The following is an 18,298-nucleotide window of genomic DNA, read 5'->3' on the forward strand; positions in this document are numbered from 1 at the left end:
GTAACTTTTAAAAAATATGACAAAGTATAAATTCATACTAAGTGGTGGTGGGACTGGAGGACATATTTATCCTGCAATTGCGATTGCAAACGAGTTAAAGTTACAATTTCCTGATGCTGAATTTCTTTTTGTTGGAGCTAAAGACAAAATGGAAATGCAAAAAGTGCCTCAGGCTGGTTACAAAATAAAAGGACTTTGGATTGCCGGATTACAACGAAAGTTAACATTACAAAATATGATGTTTCCTTTAAAATTGGCAACAAGTTTGCTAGAGTCAAGAAAGATAATTAAAAAGTTCAAACCAAATGTTGTAATAGGCACCGGAGGTTTTGCCAGTGGACCTTTATTGCAGGCGGCGGGTTCGGCTGGGATTCCAACCGTGATTCAGGAGCAGAATTCATTTCCCGGGATTACCAATAAATTATTGAGTAAAAAAGCGAGTGCAATTTGTGTGGCCTATGAAAATTTGGAACGCTTTTTTCCTAAAGAAAAAATTGTGCTGACGGGAAACCCGGTTCGTCAGGATTTAATTGATATTCATAGTAAGAGAGACGAAGCGATTGCTTTCTATGGTTTAGATCCGAACAAAAAGACACTGTTGGTTTTAGGCGGAAGTCTGGGAGCCAGAAGAGTCAATCAGTTAATTGAAAAAGAATTAGAAAGTATGCTTTCGCAGGGCGTTCAGGTGATCTGGCAATGTGGGAAATTATACTTCGAAGACTATAAAAAGTACAATCAGCCCAATGTAAAAGTGGTTGATTTTATTGAAAGAATGGATTTTGTCTATGCTGCGGCCGATGTGATTATTTCAAGAGCAGGAGCATCATCAGTTTCGGAATTGTGTATTGTCGGGAAACCGGTAATTTTTATTCCGTCACCCAATGTAGCAGAAGATCATCAGACTAAAAATGCGCAGGCAATAGTAGAGGCTAAAGGCGCTATTTTGTTGAAAGAATCAGAATTGGACAGTCAGTTTAGTATTGTTTTTGAAGCTTTATTGAAAGACGAAGGAAAACAAAAACAATTGAGTGTAAATATAAAACGATTGGCAATGCCAAAAGCAACGCAGCATATTGTGGCAGAAATCGTAAAGTTAATCAAATAATAAAATCGAGCTAAAGGCATATAACCTAAAGCTTAAAGCAGAATTAAAATGAATTTAAATCAAATACAAAACGTTTATTTTATAGGTATTGGAGGCATCGGAATGAGTGCCCTGGCCCGCTATTTCAAATACATCGGGAAACAGGTTTCAGGTTACGATAAAACGCCATCAATGCTAACGAATGAGTTGATTGAAAGTGGTATTGACATTCATTTTGAGGATAATATCAATTTGATTCCGAGTGATTATTATGTAGAGAATACGTTGGTGATTTTTACACCGGCGGTACCCAAATCACACGCAGAATGGAATTATTTTACAGAAAGACAGTATGTGATTAAAAAACGTGCTGAAGTTTTAGGAATTATTACCAAAGATACTTTTTGTTTTGCTGTTGCAGGAACGCATGGAAAAACAACAACATCAAGTATTTTAGGACATATTTTATACGAAAGCGGTGCTGATGTTACGGCTTTTGTGGGTGGAATTGTGGAAAACTACAACTCGAATTTAATTGGAAACGGAAAGACAGTAACGGTAGTAGAAGCGGATGAATTTGACAGATCGTTTTTGCATTTGCACCCGGATATCGCTTGTGTGACTTCAATGGATGCGGATCACCTGGATATTTACGGGACAAGTGAGGCTATCGAAGCTTCTTTTGTAGAATTTGCTTCTAAAGTGGAAAATAAAAATAATCTCTTTATAACCAAAGAATTACCTCTTGAAGGCGTTCAATGTGCTATAAATGAAGAGGCGGTATATAAGGCGTTTAATGTTCGTATAGAAAATGCCAGTTATGTTTTTGATGTGCAAACACCAACTGAAACAATGAAAGACCTGCGTTTTGGATTGCCGGGAAAACACAATTTAATGAATGGATTGATGGCTATTGCAATGGCTAAAACCTTTGGCACCCCGACCGACTCCATTGCAAGAGCCATTGGCTCATTCAACGGAATCAGAAGGCGTTTTTCATATCAGATCAAAACAGACGAACTGGTTTATATAGACGATTATGCACATCATCCAACGGAGATAAATGCAGTGCATCAGGCCGTTAGGGAGTTGTATCCCGGTCGTAAAGTATTGGCGATTTTTCAGCCCCATTTATTCAGCAGAACCAAAGATTTTGCGGATGGATTTGCCGAAAGTTTGTCGGCTTTTGATGAAGTGTTATTGATGGATATTTACCCGGCCAGAGAGCTTCCTATGGAGGGAGTTACGTCAGAATGGTTGTTGGGAAAAATGACGAATTCGAACAAAAGAATTGTTGCAAAAAATGATTTATTAGCGTCAATCAAAGCCAGTGATGCGCCAATAATTGTAACAATAGGAGCTGGAGATATTGGTGAAATGGTTCCATCAATCAAAAAAATGCTAAATGAAACTATTTAATTGGATAAATATTCGGTTAATTCTCATTTTTGGGCTGGTACTTTTTTTGTATTCGTTCGCTCAGCATCGGAATGGGAATAGAAATTTAAGAAAATCTACGGTTGTTTTTGTAGGAGAAAATACGCTTTTTGTGAAGCCTGAGACGGTTAATAAATTGTTGATAGAAAATAAAAAAGATGCTTCCAGTATCCGAAAAGATGAACTAGATTTGAATAAGATTGAGAAAACCCTTGATGCGCAAGACATGATTGAGAAGTCAGATGTTTTTGTAAGTATCGACGGGGTTCTAAAAGCGACCGTAAAACAGAAGACCCCGATTGCCCGTATTTACGATGGTGATAGGTCTTTTTATATTGACTATGAGGGGAATAAAATGCCCTTGTCTGACAATTTTACGGCGCGAGTTCCGCTTGTTTCCGGGGCAATAAATGAAAAAAATAACGAAGATTTAGCTACCCTATTTCGCACAATTTATGACGATGCGTTTTTGAAAAAAAACATCATTGCAATACAAATTATGCCTAATGGTAGCTTAAAAATGTTTAATAGAAATTATAATTACTTCATCGATTTTGGCAGAACGATGAATGTTGATAAAAAATTCAGAAACTATAAAGCCTTTTTTCAAAAAGCAGTTTTAGATAGTTCGTTATACAAATACACAAAGATTGACCTTAGGTTTACGGAACAAGTAGTTTGCACAAAATAATAGAAAATGGAAAAAGATAACATTGCAGTAGGTCTAGATATTGGAACGACAAAGATAGTTGCCATGATAGGCAAGAAGAACGAGTATGGTAAACTGGAAATTTTGGGGATTGGAAAATCCAAAAGTCTGGGGGTTGCGAGAGGTGTAGTAAACAACATTACGCAAACCATTCAGTCTATTCAGCAAGCAATAGTCGAAGCAGAGAATAATTCAGGTTATAAAATTAAAGATGTCGTTGTGGGTATTGCCGGACAACACATCAGAAGTATTCAACATACAGATTACATCAGCCGTAACAATCCGGAAGAAGTAATTGGCGAAAATGATATTCAACTTTTGATCGATCAGGTTAACAAATTGGCCATGTTACCGGGAGAAGAAATCATTCATGTTTTGCCACAAGAATTTAAAATTGACGGACAGTCTGAAATCAAAGAGCCAATCGGAATGTATGGCGGAAGATTAGAATCCAGTTTTCACGTAGTGGTGGGACAGGCATCTTCAATCAGAAACGTAGGCAGATGTATTCAGAGTTCAGGAATAGAATTATCAGGATTGACTTTAGAACCATTAGCTTCTGCAGATGCCGTTTTAAGTCAGGAAGAAAAAGAAGCAGGTGTAGCCCTTATTGATATTGGTGGCGGAACAACAGATTTAGCGATTTTTAAAGACGGAATTATTCGTCATACCGCTGTAATTCCTTTTGGAGGAAATGTAATTACAGAAGACATCAAAGAAGGTTGTTCTATTATCGAAAAACAAGCAGAGCTTTTAAAAATAAAATTCGGATCAGCCTGGCCGGGAGAAAATAAAGACAATGAAATTGTTTCTATTCCGGGTTTAAGAGGCAGAGAGCCAAAAGAGATTTCGCTTAAAAACTTATCTAAAATCATCCATGCCCGTGTGGTGGAAATTGTAGAACAGGTTTTCGCAGAAATCAAAGCATACGGACACGAAGATCCTCGCAAGAAGTTAATCGCAGGAATTGTTCTTACAGGTGGTGGAGCTCAACTAAAACACATCAAGCAATTAGTAGAGTACATTACCGGAATGGATACCAGAATCGGATATCCTAATGAACATTTGGCAGGAAATTCAGGAGAAGAAATTTCAAGTCCATTGTTTGCAACTGCGGTAGGTTTGGTAATGAACAGCATTGAAAATAGTACACAAAGTGCTGTTAGAATGGAGTTTGTTAACGAGCAGCCAAAAGTAGTTTACAGAAATGTTGTTCCTCAGGCACAACAACAAATGCAACAGCAGGTACAACAACGATACGAAGTAGAAGAAAATTACGTTGAAAGAGCAGAGACTTTTGATGAGCCAAGAGAGATCAGGAACAACGTAAGTAAAGAAGAGTCTACGGAGACAAAAATAAGAAGATCATTTTTTGACCGATATGTCGATAAAATCAAAGATTTTTTAGACAACGCAGAGTAGTAAAAAGAAGAGGAATTACTTTTTGCCCCAAGTCAAGAAGTAAAAAATGTATTTAATAAGAATTTCAAAACCAAAAAGATGATGAGCAACTCAGAATTTGGAAGTATTTCATTTGATTTACCAAAAAATCAGTCAAATGTAATCAAAGTAATAGGTGTAGGTGGAGGCGGAAGTAATGCTATAAACCACATGTTTAAGCAAGGTATTAAAGGGGTAGATTTTATCGTTTGTAATACAGACTCACAAGCACTTCAAAATAGTGCTGTACCAACTAAAATCCAGTTAGGGGTAAATTTAACAGAAGGTCTTGGGGCAGGAGCAAATCCTGACGTAGGGCAACAATCTGCTATTGAAAGTATTTCCGACATTGAAAAAGTGTTAGAGCGTGGTACTAAGATGGTATTTATCACTGCCGGTATGGGTGGAGGAACGGGCACAGGAGCTGCTCCGGTAATTGCACAATTAGCAAAAGAAAGAGAAATTTTGACTGTTGGTATCGTAACGATTCCTTTTCAATTTGAAGGAAAAGTGCGCCAGGAGCAAGCGCTTTTAGGAATCGAAAAATTGCGTAAGCAGGTCGATTCGTTAATTGTAATTAATAATAATAAGTTAAGAGAAGTGTACGGAAATCTTGGTTTCAAAGCCGGATTCTCTAAAGCGGATGAAGTTTTGGCAACAGCCTCAAGAGGTATTGCTGAAGTAATTACGCACCACTATACTCAAAATATCGATTTACGTGATGCTAAAACTGTTTTGTCAAACAGTGGAACAGCTATCATGGGATCTTCTGTTGCCGAAGGGGAAAACAGAGCAAAAGATGCCATTATTTCAGCATTGGATTCTCCGTTGTTAAATGACAACAAAATTACAGGTGCCAAAAACGTATTGTTGCTTATCGTTTCTGGATCAGATGAGATTACACTTGATGAGATTGGAGAAATCAATGATCACATCCAGGCAGAAGCAGGATTTAATGCCAATATTATCATGGGAGTTGGTGAAGACGAAACTCTTGGTGAGGCTATTGCCGTTACAATCATTGCGACTGGTTTTGATGTGGAACAACAAAATGAAATTGTAAATACAGAACCTAAAAAAATCATTCATACGTTAGAAGATGAGCAAAGAAGTGTTCATAATTTAACGAATAAACCACTTACTTCATTTGATGTAAATGCAGAAACAGTTACAGCTAAAATAGAAGAGAAAATTGTTTTTGATCTGATGGAAGATACGGTTGCTCCCGTATTGCCTACACCGGTTGCAGTGGCTCCGGTAGCTCCGGCAATCAATCAGGAAGAATTGGTGGTAATGTCAGAGTTTATCAAAAATCTGGATGTAACTTTCGAAATCGTTTCGCCAATTACAGACATCGATTTTACGATTTCTGTTCCCGAAGTTCAGGCTTTTCAGGAAATAAAACCGGTTCAGCAAAGAGTTATTGAGAAAGAAGAACAAACTACTTTTTCATTCGACTTGCCTCTTTTCAGAGCAGAGCCGGAAGTGAGAAAAGAAGCGGTTGTAGAAGATAATAAGATTTTGTTTGAATTAACAAACGAAGCCCGTAATATGAAAGTTACCGAGCCGGTGCAATTTGTTCCGGTAACCGAACTTTCAGATAATGGAATCATCAAATATTCTCTAGAAGAATACATGGAGATGGAAAACGATTTGACGGCTTCTAAAGCAGTTCAAAAAGTAGTAGAAGATGTAGTTCCTGAAGAGTTGAATATCACGCTGAAACCAAGAGTTGATTTTGCTCAGGAGCAAGCTTTCACAACAACAGACTCCGTTTCTCCGATGGAATTAACAATCGAAGAGACTTTGCGTCTGAGAGCCGAAGAAAGAAGAAAGAAACTAAAAGAATTTAATTATAAATTCCATAATAATGTTTCTAGAATTGATGAACTTGAAAAAGAGCCTGCTTATAAAAGATTAGGTATCGATCTTTCAAATACACAATCAAATACAACGAATTCGAGGATTTCTGTTGGTACAGATAGTAATAATGATTTGCAGTTGCGTTCGAATAATTCATTCTTGCACGACAACGTAGATTAATTTTATATTCACAATAAATAGGATAACCCGAAAATTGGATTTAATTTTCGGGTTATTTTTTTTATCTTCGCACAGAATTTAGAAATTTGACTTTTAAAAGTAGTTTATAAAATGAATATCATCATCCTGAGCAAAGTCAAAGGTTGATTATAATGTAGAGGGCTTCGACTTCGCTCAGCCTGACATAAGTTATAAAAGTATACAAGTCATGAATAGATTATCAAGCATAATATCAATTTAATAAGCATTGCTTATTCAAATAAAAAAATAAGATGAGTTTACAAGTACAAATCATGGACGAGATCAAAACGGCCATGAGAGCAAAAGATACCGTAGCATTAGAAGCATTAAGAGCCATTAAATCTGAAATGTTATTGGCTGCAACTGCATCAGGTTCTAAAGAAGAATTAACAGCTGACGATGAAGTAAAATTACTTCAGAGATTAGTTAAAACTCGTAAAGAAAGTGCTAGAATTTTTACAGAACAAAACCGTCCTGATTTGGCTGAGCCTGAATTAGCACAAGTAGCTGTAATCGAAAAATTCTTACCGGCACAATTAAGTGAAGAAGAAGTAGAAGCTGTAGTAGCTAAAATTATCGCTGAAACCGGAGCTGCAGGAATTGCATCTATGGGGAAAGTTATGGGATTAGCTTCTGCACAATTAGGCGGAACTGCCGAAGGAAAAACAATCTCAGCAATCGTTAAAAAATTACTCGTGTAATTTTAAATTCCAAATTTTTTAAATTCCAAATTCCAAAATAAAAATTCCAATTGGAATTTGGAATTTCAAAAAATGATTTTTTTTTTTTTGACCACGTAGTTCAACTGGATAGAATATCAGATTTCGGCTCTGAGGGTTGGGGGTTCGAACCCCTCCGTGGTCACTAAATAGAATTTAACTGGGCGACCAGATTATGATGTTTGTCATAATCTGGTCGCCTTTAGTAATTTAGAGCTATGCCGAATAACATTGCTTACGTGTATAATGGGATTTACTGCCCAACAAACTGCCCATGATTTATGAGTGGGCAGTTATCCTATAAAATAAAGATAAAAGACGATTACGTTAGGTCGGACGGAACAGGTGCGTTATACATACAGTTGTTTTTTGAGTAACATTCAGAAAAGAATCTCGTTGCATTTGTCTGAAGTTTTGAAATATTTCGATAAGAAAAAACAGCGTGTGAAAGCTAGTCAGGAAAGTTTTAAAGATTACAATTTATTAATCGAGAAGAAATTGGCGGAAATCAATACAATAGAAATCAATTACAGATCGTCGGGCAGGACATTGAATATGGAGCTTCTAATTAATGAATTGGATTCAGGGAAAACGAAATGATTAGGCAAAAAGAAATTCTGAAAGATTGGTTTCATTTTATAAAATGAAACATACTTTAGAGGTGTATTCAACATTCTTTATTTTCTTAAATCTTAAATTTAGGGTTTACCTTAAACTTAAGCAAATATGAAATGTTTTAACTATTTATTTGTTGTCGCACTTACTTTATTCTTATCCGAAATAAGTAATGCACAGCAACCAGCAGCTAATCAAAATTGGCCGGACAGAACAACTCTACCAATCGAACCTTATCAAAAAGTTGGTAAAGTGGCACCTACTATAAAAGACTCAGATCCTATAGAATGGCCAAAAGAAGTTAGTGCTCCGGAAGGTGCTCCTAATGTTTTACTTATTATGATTGATGATGTTGGTTTTGGAGCCAGTTCTACATTTGGTGGTCCAATTCCAACGCCTAACTTTGACGATTTAGCAAAAAATGGTTTGAAATACAATCGTTTCCACACTACAGCCGTTTGTTCTCCATCAAGAGCGGCGCTTATTACGGGACGCAATCATCATACCGCTGCAACTGGTATTATTATGGAATTTTCAACTCCATATCCAGGCTATCACAGTTTGGTTCCTCGTAGTGTAGCAACCATAGGTAAAATTTTAACAGATAATGGTTATGGTACTTCTTGGTTTGGTAAAAATCATAATGTACCGGACTGGCAGTCCACTCCGGCGGGACCTTTTAATCTATGGCCTACCGGATTAGGATTCGAATATTTTTATGGCTTTCTTGGAGCAGATGCGCATCAATTCAGACCTGCGCTATTTGAAGGCACCAAACCTGTCGATCCCTATTTGAAAGATGATAAAGTAGATGCTGACTATATTTTGGATAGAGATTTGGCAGACCATGCGATTCATTGGATTCGAACTCAGAAAAACGTTTCTCCAAATAAACCTTTCTTTGCCTATTATACACCCGGAACGGCACATGCACCACATCAGGCTCCTAAAGAATGGATTGCCAAATTCAAAGGAAAGTTTGATCAAGGATTTGACAAACAACGTATTGCTACTTATGAAAATCAAAAACGCTTAGGTATTATTCCGGCTGATGCAAAATTAGCACCTACTCCCAAAGAATACCAAAGATGGGATGCTCTTTCGCCTGGAATGAAAAAGGTAGCTGCAAGAGAAATGGAAGTATATGCTGCTATGCTAGCCTATTGTGACAATCAAATCGGCAGAGTAATTCAATCTATTAAAGATTTGGGTGAATTAGATAATACCATGATCATCTTTATTATGGGAGACAATGGTGCTAGTGCTGAAGACCCAACAGGTCAAGGGCTAACCAGCGAAATTGGTGTTTTAGTTAATGGTGTAGAAGATACCGAAGAATATATGCTGAAGAATCTGGATGAATTTGGAGGTCCATGGATGGCTGAACATTATTCACACAGCTGGGCACATGCAATGAATACTCCCTATCAATGGGATAAAAAAATTGCTTCACATTTAGGAGGAAGCCGCACAGGGATGGTAATCTCATGGCCTGCTAAAATAAAACAGACTGGTCAGGTACGCAGTCAATTTACCCACATTACCGATATAACACCAACCATTTTGGAAGCAGCTCATATTCCTCAACCAAAAAAAGTGGACGGATTTGATCAAGTGCCAATGGCAGGGAAAAGTTTAATGTACAGTTTTGATAATGCAACTGCACCGGAAACCCATAAAACACAGTATTTCGAAGTAATTGCCAACCGTGCCTTTTACAAAGATGGGTGGATGGCCAGTACAACTCCTAAAAATTTACCATGGCAGGGACATCCTGTACCAACAGAAGACCCTGTTAAAGATTATAAATGGGAATTATACGATCTTACTAAAGATTTTACACAATCGAATGATATCGCTTCAAAAAATCCGGAGAAACTAAAAGAAATGCAGAAAGCTTTCATGGAAGAAGCTGAAAAATATAAAGTTTTCCCTTTTGATGACAGATATATTGACAGAGTAAATCCGGAGAATCGCCCTAAATTCAATGTAGGAAGAAGTGAATATGTATATTATCAAGGTAGTTCTCGTATCACCGAAGGCATGGCACCTAATCTGAAAAATACTTCTTTTAGCATCAAAGCTGATATTGAAGTTAAAGCAGGTGATGATGGAATGATTATTACACAGGGAGGTTATTTTGCAGGTTTTGCATTAATGCTGCAAAATGGAAAACCAACTTTTTCATACGCATTTTCTCATTATCCAAATCATAAATGGACTATACAAGCGGCAACGCCTTTAGCTGCAGGCAAACATACCATTGTACTGAATTTTGATTATGCAGGCGGGGGCTTAGGAAAAGCGGCAAAAGCAACCATTTTAGTTGATGGTAAAGAAGCGGCGAAAGGTGATATTGCGAGAACCGTTCCGAGTCGTTTCTCTGCCGATGAGACTTTAGATGTCGGGGAGGATTTTGGTACGCCGGTAACTAGAGATTATGATGTGCCTTTTACTTTCAAAGGAAAAATAGATAAGGTGGTCGTTAATCTAAAACAATAAAGATTCAAAAAGAAGAAGAACAATATGTAAACTATAATGCCCTTAAATAGCTCAAGTTACTAGTTAGAGAAAAAAAATGTAGACTTTTTTTATCAGATCCTCAGCTGTAGCTTTTCCGGATTCGCAAAAAAATCTGCAATTATTCGAATATGATAAAAGCCGTTGCAAATTTTTGCAACGGCTTTTTTACTAAAAACAAAACTAGCGACATTTATTTATTGGGTGCAATTTGTAATTCAGGAGCATTTTTCCTCCGTGGTCACATTTTTACTTTATGTTACTTTAAACGCCTTATTTTTAAGGCGTTTTTTTTGTTTTTTAACTTTCAAACCTGTCTATGTCGATCATTAGTACCAACAAATGATAAAGAGCATCCGCTACTGGTTTTTTGCTGTTTCATCATGTATAGAGTAACCTTAGGATACTTCGATGGGAACCAAATATTGTTTGGATGTCCAGCCGGTTATTTCTCCAAATTTTATTTTTGCCCATTCTTGATTCGGCGAGGTTTCAATATAATTTACCGTATCACCTTTAAATAAAAGACCTACTTTGTTATTGTCTAATCTTTCAGGTGTTTTTCGTATTCTTACATTGTCACCTGTGACTAAATAGTTTTTTGCGTTTGCAGGAGGAATGATGTCTATTGTGTTGGTGTCAGCAATTTTATTTTTTAGAATAACAAACCAGGGTTTAGAGGTGTCTATTAAGAATCCATTGTTGTCTATTTGAACATGTTTTACGCTTACAGAGTTTTCTACATTGCCACCAATTACTTTTAGTATATTTCCTGTTTTTTCTACTACAAGATCACAATGCGAAGGGTAGTTGCTGTCGTTGCTGTCGTAATTGATACGCCCAACAGAATCTTCCCTTACATAACAGATTAGGTCTCCAGTTTCTGGTTTGTAATCGGTAAGGCGATAGCCCCAAAAGCCATATGTTCCATTGTTATTTTGTTTGGCTGTTATTGCTTTTCGTATATAAACAGAATGTTGTGCACTGTAAAGAAAATGGTTTTCGGCTCCGGCTATTTTCATTATATAAGAAATAAAGGCTGCAGACCATGGCTGGTCGTCATTTCTACCATCAAGATTTTTATTAACACCGGTTTTCCAATATTTACCAACTCTTTGATAATAGCCGTTTTCCGTTTCGCTATGTCCAATTTCTTTAAAAACAGGTCGAGGATTACCGTGATTGTCTTTCTCGTATCTGAGAATTTCTTGCATTCCGAAGAATTTCCATTCTTCTTTTGCGATGCTGATAAGTTTTTCTTTAAAAGACATACTGTTCTAATTTAGAAGTTATTAAAAAAATTGCAGCTAACTAGTTGATGGAGGTATATTCTCTTAAATGGCCGAAGTCGTTTGTAGTTATCTGAAATTGTGTAGTGTAAAGCAAGTTACGAAATTGTCGACCTGCTTACAAGGAGTGTTTATACCTGTTCTTTAAAGGAATATTATTGCAATAGTTTTGCAACTTCTTTTGTCTGACTAGTGTAGCTGTAACTGGTTTGTTTTGCAGTAGAAAGAGGATCTTTTGCTTAAAAACCGCTGGTGAGTTTGCTTTTTAGTGATTTGAAAAATAAAAAACTTCTTACAATTGGTTTGAATGTATAAAATGTATACTTTCGTTTTTTTTAAGAAAAAACTGTAACATGCTGCCCCGTCTATTACAGGAAATAGTAATTAATACTACAAGGATTCAAAAACCAGTAGTAAAGAATCATTATTTAATAATTAAGGATTTGAATCTATTAACAAACCTAGATTATAGATGGGACAAACCAAATCCAATTCTGCCCAGCAAAATGCGAAATGAAATGGTAAAAAAAGTATGAGAATGAAAATTAAAAATGCGATTAAAGCTGCTTTTATTTTTAGTATTGCTATGCTGACAGTTAATTGCGAAACCGAAAAGTTAGCAATGGATGAACAGGCACATCAGACTAAAACTATTTTAGCAGCCAAAACATGGTTTAAGGAATATGAATCTAATGGCAAAAATTTTGAATTAGTTCAGAATTTACAATACGATTGGGCAGGAGCAAGTCTTATAAAATCGGAAGACGGGACACCGACCATTGTTGTGCCTATTATCGAGCTCAAAAAAGATGAACGGGAATTTTGGGAACAAAAATTGTATATTTATAACACAGATAAAGATAAATACAGTGCCCTATTGTTTGAAGCTTATTCCAATCAGAATATTAAACCAGAGAGTCAATCGGTTGATGGTGGAGATTTTACGGGTTACATGACTGTTTGGGATTTTAAAAAAGGAGCTGTGAGAGCGGCTAAATTTGTAAACAATCTAGTCGTTGAGGATGGGGTTGCTACTTTTTCAATTAACAGAAATATGACAGGTAAAGCTCCGCCAGACGCACCATGTAATTTTGTTGATTTTGGTGATGGTTACTGTCAATCAGGAACTGGTGATGGAATTGGTAACGACCCATTCCCATTAAGACCTGTTATTATAACAGGGCCTAAGCATGACCCAAAAACTGACCCCTCGGCTCCAGTGGTATATACTCCGCGTCCTCCTGTGACTCCGGGCGGCACAACTCCGGGCGGTTATACTTCGCCTGGCGGTAGTGGTGGAGGCGGTGGCGGTACTGCTAATCCTGCTGCAAATCCCTGTGATAAAATGAAAGCCCTTACAGATGTTACAAAAACAGGTAATATGAAGCCTTTTATTGATTGGTTAAAGGGAAAGGTAATGGCTTCTGTGAATAAAGTAGAACATGGAGTGGAAGTAGAAAGAATAGAGAATCCTGATGGAACTTTTAAATTCAAATATACGCAGGTATCGTCTACAGAACAGTTTACAGCTAATTTGAAATATGGCTTCAATTTTTTCGGTACAGCACATTCGCACCCAGAAAATAGTTATGCAATGTTTTCTTTTTTGGATGTAAAATTTTTAGGAGATGCTTATGATAAGGCAAACCCTGAAATAAAAGCGGACGTTTTTTCAATGGTGGTTGTTAAAGATGATAATAACAAAGTGAGTGTTTATGCTATGAGAGTGAATGATTTTAATGCATTAAAGAACGGTATAAACTCAATTATGAATAATCCTAAATATAGTAGAGCTAAGAATGATGATGAAAAAATTGATTTAATTCATACAGATCAAGCTCTTAAATATGAGAATAGCGGAGATTTAGAGAAGACTTTCCTAAAGGAATTTGGCGCTTTCGGGATATCCTTTTATAAAGCAGATGAATTGCTGACCGAGTGGAAAAAATTACAAATTGATAAAGCAACGGAAGAAGTAACCCCAGTACCTTGTACATAAAACAACAAACAATTATGAAAAACTATTTTAATATTGCAATATTCTTTATTCTTTTAAACAACTGTATGGCGCAAAGTCCTGTATTTGATATAATGACACCAAAAGAAAATTCTACTGGTATTCAAGGGGCTTATTATAAAGACACCAAGAATGTATTAAACGGATATGACGGTACTTATGTGTATACTAATGGTACTACATCATTTAAAATAAAATTGCAAAAAAATGTTATGACCTCTATGAATGATTTTTATTATGAAGACTTGGTTGTTGGGGAGTATCAATACATTGAAAATGGGATTGAAAAGGTGAATACATTAAACGAATTGACGTCAAAAAGTAATATTAACCATATAAGAGGAGCAAGAGTTTTAACAGGAACAAAATTAGGTTGTTCCGATTGCAGACCTGATGAAAAACGATTAAGGCTTGGTTTTAGAGATACTGTGCCTCAAAATACAGGAGAAATTGATATTAGAAAAACAACCGTAGGTGGTAAGGATGCTATAATAGTAAAAATTTGGTATAGATCCGTTGGTGTGCTAGTAGGTACTCCAGAGCCAAAGCTTGCAATTATTAAGGGTGGTACTTATACTATGATAAAACAATAAAAATAAATAAACTGCTTCAGAATTTAATTTTGAAGCAGTTTATTTATGTATAATGTAATATGTTGCAGCACCATGTGCTTAAACAACAAATAATTATGAAAAACTATATTAATTTAGCTATATTCTTTGTTTTTTTAAACAGCTGTGTAGCACAAAGTCCTGTCCTTGATATAGCGACACCAAAAGAAAATTTTACTGGTGTAAAAGGTGCTTATTATAAAGACACTAAGAATATTTTAAACGGGTATGATGGTACTTACGTTTATACCAGTGGCACTACGATATTTAAAATTAAATTACAAAAAAATATTATGACTTCCAGAAATGGACAATTTTATGAAGATTTAGTAGTAGGAGAGTATCAGCTAATCGAAAATGGAATTGAAAAGGTCAATACATTAAATCAATTAACTACTACTAGTAATTTAAATAATATAAGAGGTAAAAGAGTTTTGACGGGAAATGTATATGGTTGTTCAGACTGCAAACCAGATGAAAAGAGACTTAGACTTGGTTTTATCGAAGCGACATCTCCTCATATAGGAGAAATTGACATTAGAAAAACAAACGTTAACGGTAAAGAGGCTATAATAGTAAAGATTTGGTATACGGGTCCTATTGCTGTTAAAGAAGGTGCTCCACTGCCAAAGGATGGGGTTGTTATAGCTGGTAAGTATACGATGATAAAGCAATAATTGACTTAGGATAATTAGCTTGAAAACGGTTTATTTTATCAAAAAGATTAAACCCAATTTGTAAAAAAAGCAGCATTTCAATATTTTTGAATGCTGCTTTTTTATTTCATATATTCGCTAAGCAGTCAAAAGTACTATACAGTTATGCGATTCTACATCAACAATGAACATTTGCAACAACAGATTGAGTATCCGTCTAGGTATGAGTCACCGAATTTGTTTAAGAGTACCGTTGTTGTTTTTAGTACCCTTTTGCTGTTTCTTTTGTTGTTTACCCCTTTTGGAGTGTATGAGCCGGAGCACAAAATGAACTATTTTTTTATCTGTGCCTTGCATGCCTTTTCACCTGCGCTGCTTTTTTATCTTTACTTCTCCACTTTGAATTATTTTAGAAGAAAAAAACAGCTGTTACCTAATTGGAGTTTGCTTAGGGAATATCTGCACATGAGTCTTTTTTTAATTTTGGCGGGTATAGCGAGTTTTTTAATGCGTGATTTGATTTACAACAATGCCTATAATTGGTCGCTACGTTATTTATGGGAAGAAATTCGAAATTGTTTTGTCGCGGGAATCTTCTTTTATTTTTTTCTCAGAGTGGTTAGTTTCTATTTTCAGACCAAGCAAGGTTCGCCATTTGTACTCCAATTTCAGCCACTCAAAAATGAAGAAGGCGAAAAAGTTGTTTCCTCTCCGCTTTTTATTACGACACAGGTAAAACAGGATGATTTTAGTTTAAATATAGACGATTTATTGTTTGTAAAAGCTGATGGGAATTATATCGAATTAACAAAATCAGCCAACAACAAAATCGAAACAGAATTGAAAAGAATTTCCCTTAGCCAATTCGAAACGCAAATTTCAGCTTATCCACATTTCTTTAGATGCCATAGAACGTACTTAATAAACATGTTCAAGGTTGAAAAAGTTACCGGAAATTCGCAGGGATATGTATTGTCATTTATAGGTACCGAAGAAAAAATCCCCGTTTCCAGAAAACAGTTAGACAATTTTAATAACTGTTATCAACAGCTCAGAAAGCACCATATCGCTTAGACTTGTTGTTCGTCACAAAAGCTTGTTGTTCATAACATGGCAAGCATAGAAGCCTTTATCTTGTTGTACGTTTGCCTTAGTCAACCGATTGCCGGTTGTGTAAAGTAATTTTAGAACAAGTCATCATGTCATTAGAAATCCCGAAATCCGATCAGTCAGATCAATTAGTATATATTGACAATATTAAAACCATATTGACGATATTAGTTATTCTTCATCATACCGTTATTGCCTACGGAGGGCCGGGTGGCTGGTATTGGGTGCAGAAAACAAGTAGTTTTGGAGCACTCATTCCAATGACGATGTTTGTGAGTATAAACCAGTCCTTTTTCATGGGCTTTTTCTTTTTGCTGGCGGCTTATTTTACCGGTTCGTCTTATTCTAAAAAAGGAGCTTTCCATTTTATTACGGATCGTTTGATCAGATTAGGGATTCCGTTGTTGTTTTACTCCTTTGTACTTTCTCCATTATTAAGTTATTTGGTTTATTATTTTGCAAAAGGGCAACATATAACCATTTTTCAATATCTGTCAGGATACGACAGTTGGATTGATTTTGGAGTAATGTGGTTCGTTGCTGCATTGCTATTATTTAGCTTGATTTATGTATTTCTGCAAAGCATCTTTAAAATCGATTTTAAGAAATCAGTACCGGTACCGGGAGCATTTCAAATTGTAGTATTTGCAGTTGCATTGGGAATAATCAGTTTTGTCGTTAGAATTGCATTTCCGGTCGGATGGGTGCTGGAGCCTGTTGGTTTTCAATTAGGGCATTTCACACAATACATTGCTTTGTTTAGCGTGGGAATTATTGCAGCCAGAAACAATTGGTTTGCGCAACTTTCAGACTTGACCCAAAAGCGACTGCTAAAATCAATTGTGTTAAGTTTACTGTTTTTCCCTGTATTTTTTCTTATCCGCGCAAAAGTAAACATGCCCATATCATGGTACTCAGGCGGATTTCATTGGCAGTCGTTGTTATATGCCATTTGGGAGCAATGGATCGGAATTTCTATACTGACGGTATTTTTGATCAAAGGAAGAACAAAATGGAACACCGGATCGGCAGTACTACGTAAATTGGCACGTCTTAATTTTGTTGTATACATTTTTCACCCGCTCGTAATTGTAGGTTTGACACTGGCTATAAGAAATTGGGAGGTTGATCCTGCCTTAAAATTACTTTTAGTAGCTCCAATTGTTCTTGGAGCAAGTTACGGTCTGGGAGGACTTATTTTACGAATCCCCGGCGTGAAAAAGGTACTTTGATTGTTGTTTTTAGAACTGTCTTGGTTTTTAGTCGCAGTTTTCAGTCTCAATTTTCAGTCTCAATTTTCAGTCTCAATTTTTAGTCTCAGTTTTCAGTCACAGTTTTCAGTTGACATTTTTACAGTTATACTTCCCAGTTTCAGCCTGCGACTAAAAACTGCGACTGCGACTAAAAAAACTACTTCTTAGAAAACAAATTCTCCACCACCCACGCAGGGCCAATCATTAAAAACTGAAGATCTTTGAGAAAAGAAGGCTTTTTACCTTCGATATTGTGTCCATAGAATTGTCCGACCCAGGCGATTGCAAACACACCGATGGAGAACAACCATAGCGGTAAAACTTGTCCGATATAATAATTTACGATCAGACAAAGCGCTGAAAGAATAGCAATTTTAAACGCCATTGCAACCGATAGCCGAATATAGAAGAGCAGTACAAAAATCAATACGACAACCGCCCAATTTTCTACAATAGGAGCATTGAGTTGTAGGGTACTGGCAATAAAACCGCTTGGAATACTCATTAATAAACCCACAATCGAAAAGTAGATCGCCGGAACACAGACGTAATGGATCGCTTTGTTTTTTGGATTTTGATGACTTACGGCATATTCTTCAAACCATTGCTCTAATGTTCTCATACTTTTGAATTTAGGTATATAACAAATCTATTAAATAATATTTGTTTTTTTATAATTTAAAATAGGAATAATGAGTTCTAAGTGTCTCAAAAATAATAATCTGCAAAACGTAAAAAAGTAATTCGAAGACCATTGGAAATTGTGAATATCTA

The 18,298-nt window shown here is 36.1% G+C and carries 15 protein-coding genes and 1 tRNA gene; 14 read left to right on the plus strand and 2 right to left on the minus strand.

Going from position 1 to position 18,298, the window contains the following annotated elements; all coding sequences use genetic code 11:
- Nucleotides 1-16: 16 nt before the first annotated feature.
- From murG to LNP23_RS08955, 9 genes are all read left to right on the plus strand, one after another.
- Nucleotides 17-1,105 (plus strand): undecaprenyldiphospho-muramoylpentapeptide beta-N-acetylglucosaminyltransferase, encoded by a 1,089-nt coding sequence (gene murG / locus LNP23_RS08915; protein ID WP_230004614.1) that lies wholly within the window; start codon nt 17-19, stop codon nt 1,103-1,105.
- Nucleotides 1,106-1,153: 48 nt separating this feature from the next.
- Nucleotides 1,154-2,503, plus strand: a complete 1,350-nt coding sequence (gene murC, locus LNP23_RS08920) for a UDP-N-acetylmuramate--L-alanine ligase (RefSeq protein ID WP_047778389.1) — start codon at nt 1,154-1,156, stop codon at nt 2,501-2,503.
- Entirely contained in the window at nt 2,490-3,212 is a 723-nt protein-coding gene (locus tag LNP23_RS08925; protein ID WP_230004615.1) for a cell division protein FtsQ/DivIB, read from the plus strand. The genes murC and LNP23_RS08925 overlap by 14 nt, the downstream gene beginning before the upstream one ends.
- Nucleotides 3,213-3,218: 6 nt before the next feature.
- A complete protein-coding gene (gene ftsA, locus LNP23_RS08930; RefSeq protein WP_230004616.1) occupies nt 3,219-4,652 on the plus strand; it encodes a cell division protein FtsA in 1,434 nt (477 codons plus the stop codon).
- A 78-nt stretch (nt 4,653-4,730) separates the two neighbouring features.
- Nucleotides 4,731-6,713: a cell division protein FtsZ gene (gene ftsZ / locus LNP23_RS08935; protein ID WP_047778392.1), complete on the plus strand. Its 1,983-nt coding sequence runs from the start codon at nt 4,731-4,733 to the stop codon at nt 6,711-6,713.
- Nucleotides 6,714-6,985: 272 nt separating this feature from the next.
- Nucleotides 6,986-7,435 carry a GatB/YqeY domain-containing protein gene (locus tag LNP23_RS08940; protein ID WP_230004617.1) on the plus strand — a complete coding sequence of 150 codons (450 nt, stop codon included), beginning with the start codon at nt 6,986-6,988 and terminating at the stop codon, nt 7,433-7,435.
- Nucleotides 7,436-7,524: 89 nt separating this feature from the next.
- Nucleotides 7,525-7,598, plus strand: a tRNA-Arg gene (locus LNP23_RS08945).
- Between the two features lie 224 nt (nt 7,599-7,822).
- On the plus strand, nt 7,823-8,053 hold the full coding sequence (locus LNP23_RS08950; RefSeq protein WP_230004618.1) for a hypothetical protein: 231 nt from the start codon (nt 7,823-7,825) through the stop codon (nt 8,051-8,053).
- Nucleotides 8,054-8,179: 126 nt separating this feature from the next.
- Complete coding sequence (locus LNP23_RS08955; RefSeq protein WP_230004619.1) at nt 8,180-10,570, plus strand: arylsulfatase; 2,391 nt, start codon at nt 8,180-8,182, stop codon at nt 10,568-10,570.
- A gap of 416 nt (nt 10,571-10,986) precedes the next feature.
- Here the strand turns inward: LNP23_RS08955 and LNP23_RS08960 are convergent, their stop codons facing one another.
- A complete protein-coding gene (locus LNP23_RS08960; RefSeq protein WP_230004620.1) occupies nt 10,987-11,859 on the minus strand; it encodes a DUF2272 domain-containing protein in 873 nt (290 codons plus the stop codon).
- 556 nt (nt 11,860-12,415) lie between these two features.
- Here LNP23_RS08960 and LNP23_RS08965 point away from each other — a divergent pair.
- From LNP23_RS08965 to LNP23_RS08985, 5 genes are all read left to right on the plus strand, one after another.
- The gene (locus LNP23_RS08965) at nt 12,416-13,876 is read left to right on the plus strand and encodes a hypothetical protein (RefSeq protein WP_230004621.1); all 1,461 of its coding nucleotides are present in this window, start codon (nt 12,416-12,418) and stop codon (nt 13,874-13,876) included.
- A gap of 14 nt (nt 13,877-13,890) precedes the next feature.
- Nucleotides 13,891-14,487 carry a DUF6705 family protein gene (locus tag LNP23_RS08970; RefSeq protein WP_230004622.1) on the plus strand — a complete coding sequence of 199 codons (597 nt, stop codon included), beginning with the start codon at nt 13,891-13,893 and terminating at the stop codon, nt 14,485-14,487.
- A 95-nt stretch (nt 14,488-14,582) separates the two neighbouring features.
- Nucleotides 14,583-15,182 (plus strand): DUF6705 family protein, encoded by a 600-nt coding sequence (locus tag LNP23_RS08975; protein ID WP_230004623.1) that lies wholly within the window; start codon nt 14,583-14,585, stop codon nt 15,180-15,182.
- A 144-nt stretch (nt 15,183-15,326) separates the two neighbouring features.
- Complete coding sequence (locus LNP23_RS08980; RefSeq protein WP_230004624.1) at nt 15,327-16,235, plus strand: LytR/AlgR family response regulator transcription factor; 909 nt, start codon at nt 15,327-15,329, stop codon at nt 16,233-16,235.
- Between the two features lie 125 nt (nt 16,236-16,360).
- A complete protein-coding gene (locus LNP23_RS08985; RefSeq protein ID WP_230004625.1) occupies nt 16,361-17,503 on the plus strand; it encodes an acyltransferase family protein in 1,143 nt (380 codons plus the stop codon).
- Between the two features lie 178 nt (nt 17,504-17,681).
- Here the strand turns inward: LNP23_RS08985 and LNP23_RS08990 are convergent, their stop codons facing one another.
- A complete protein-coding gene (locus LNP23_RS08990) occupies nt 17,682-18,146 on the minus strand; it encodes an Mpo1 family 2-hydroxy fatty acid dioxygenase (protein WP_230004626.1) in 465 nt (154 codons plus the stop codon).
- Nucleotides 18,147-18,298: the final 152 nt, after the last annotated feature.

This window comes from Flavobacterium cupriresistens, from assembly GCF_020911925.1.
In the GTDB taxonomy this organism is placed as follows: domain Bacteria; phylum Bacteroidota; class Bacteroidia; order Flavobacteriales; family Flavobacteriaceae; genus Flavobacterium; species Flavobacterium cupriresistens.

Coding starts and splice junctions, on each gene's coding strand:
- LNP23_RS08985 (WP_230004625.1), top strand. CDS start 16,361: ATGTCATTAGAAATCCCGAAATCCGATCAGTCAGATCAATTAGTATAT.
- murG (WP_230004614.1), top strand. CDS start 17: ATGACAAAGTATAAATTCATACTAAGTGGTGGTGGGACTGGAGGACAT.
- LNP23_RS08940 (WP_230004617.1), top strand. CDS start 6,986: ATGAGTTTACAAGTACAAATCATGGACGAGATCAAAACGGCCATGAGA.
- LNP23_RS08970 (WP_230004622.1), top strand. CDS start 13,891: ATGAAAAACTATTTTAATATTGCAATATTCTTTATTCTTTTAAACAAC.
- murC (WP_047778389.1), top strand. CDS start 1,154: ATGAATTTAAATCAAATACAAAACGTTTATTTTATAGGTATTGGAGGC.
- LNP23_RS08965 (WP_230004621.1), top strand. CDS start 12,416: ATGAAAATTAAAAATGCGATTAAAGCTGCTTTTATTTTTAGTATTGCT.
- ftsA (WP_230004616.1), top strand. CDS start 3,219: ATGGAAAAAGATAACATTGCAGTAGGTCTAGATATTGGAACGACAAAG.
- ftsZ (WP_047778392.1), top strand. CDS start 4,731: ATGATGAGCAACTCAGAATTTGGAAGTATTTCATTTGATTTACCAAAA.
- LNP23_RS08990 (WP_230004626.1), bottom strand. CDS start 18,146: ATGAGAACATTAGAGCAATGGTTTGAAGAATATGCCGTAAGTCATCAA.
- LNP23_RS08975 (WP_230004623.1), top strand. CDS start 14,583: ATGAAAAACTATATTAATTTAGCTATATTCTTTGTTTTTTTAAACAGC.
- LNP23_RS08955 (WP_230004619.1), top strand. CDS start 8,180: ATGAAATGTTTTAACTATTTATTTGTTGTCGCACTTACTTTATTCTTA.
- LNP23_RS08960 (WP_230004620.1), bottom strand. CDS start 11,859: ATGTCTTTTAAAGAAAAACTTATCAGCATCGCAAAAGAAGAATGGAAA.
- LNP23_RS08925 (WP_230004615.1), top strand. CDS start 2,490: ATGAAACTATTTAATTGGATAAATATTCGGTTAATTCTCATTTTTGGG.
- LNP23_RS08980 (WP_230004624.1), top strand. CDS start 15,327: ATGCGATTCTACATCAACAATGAACATTTGCAACAACAGATTGAGTAT.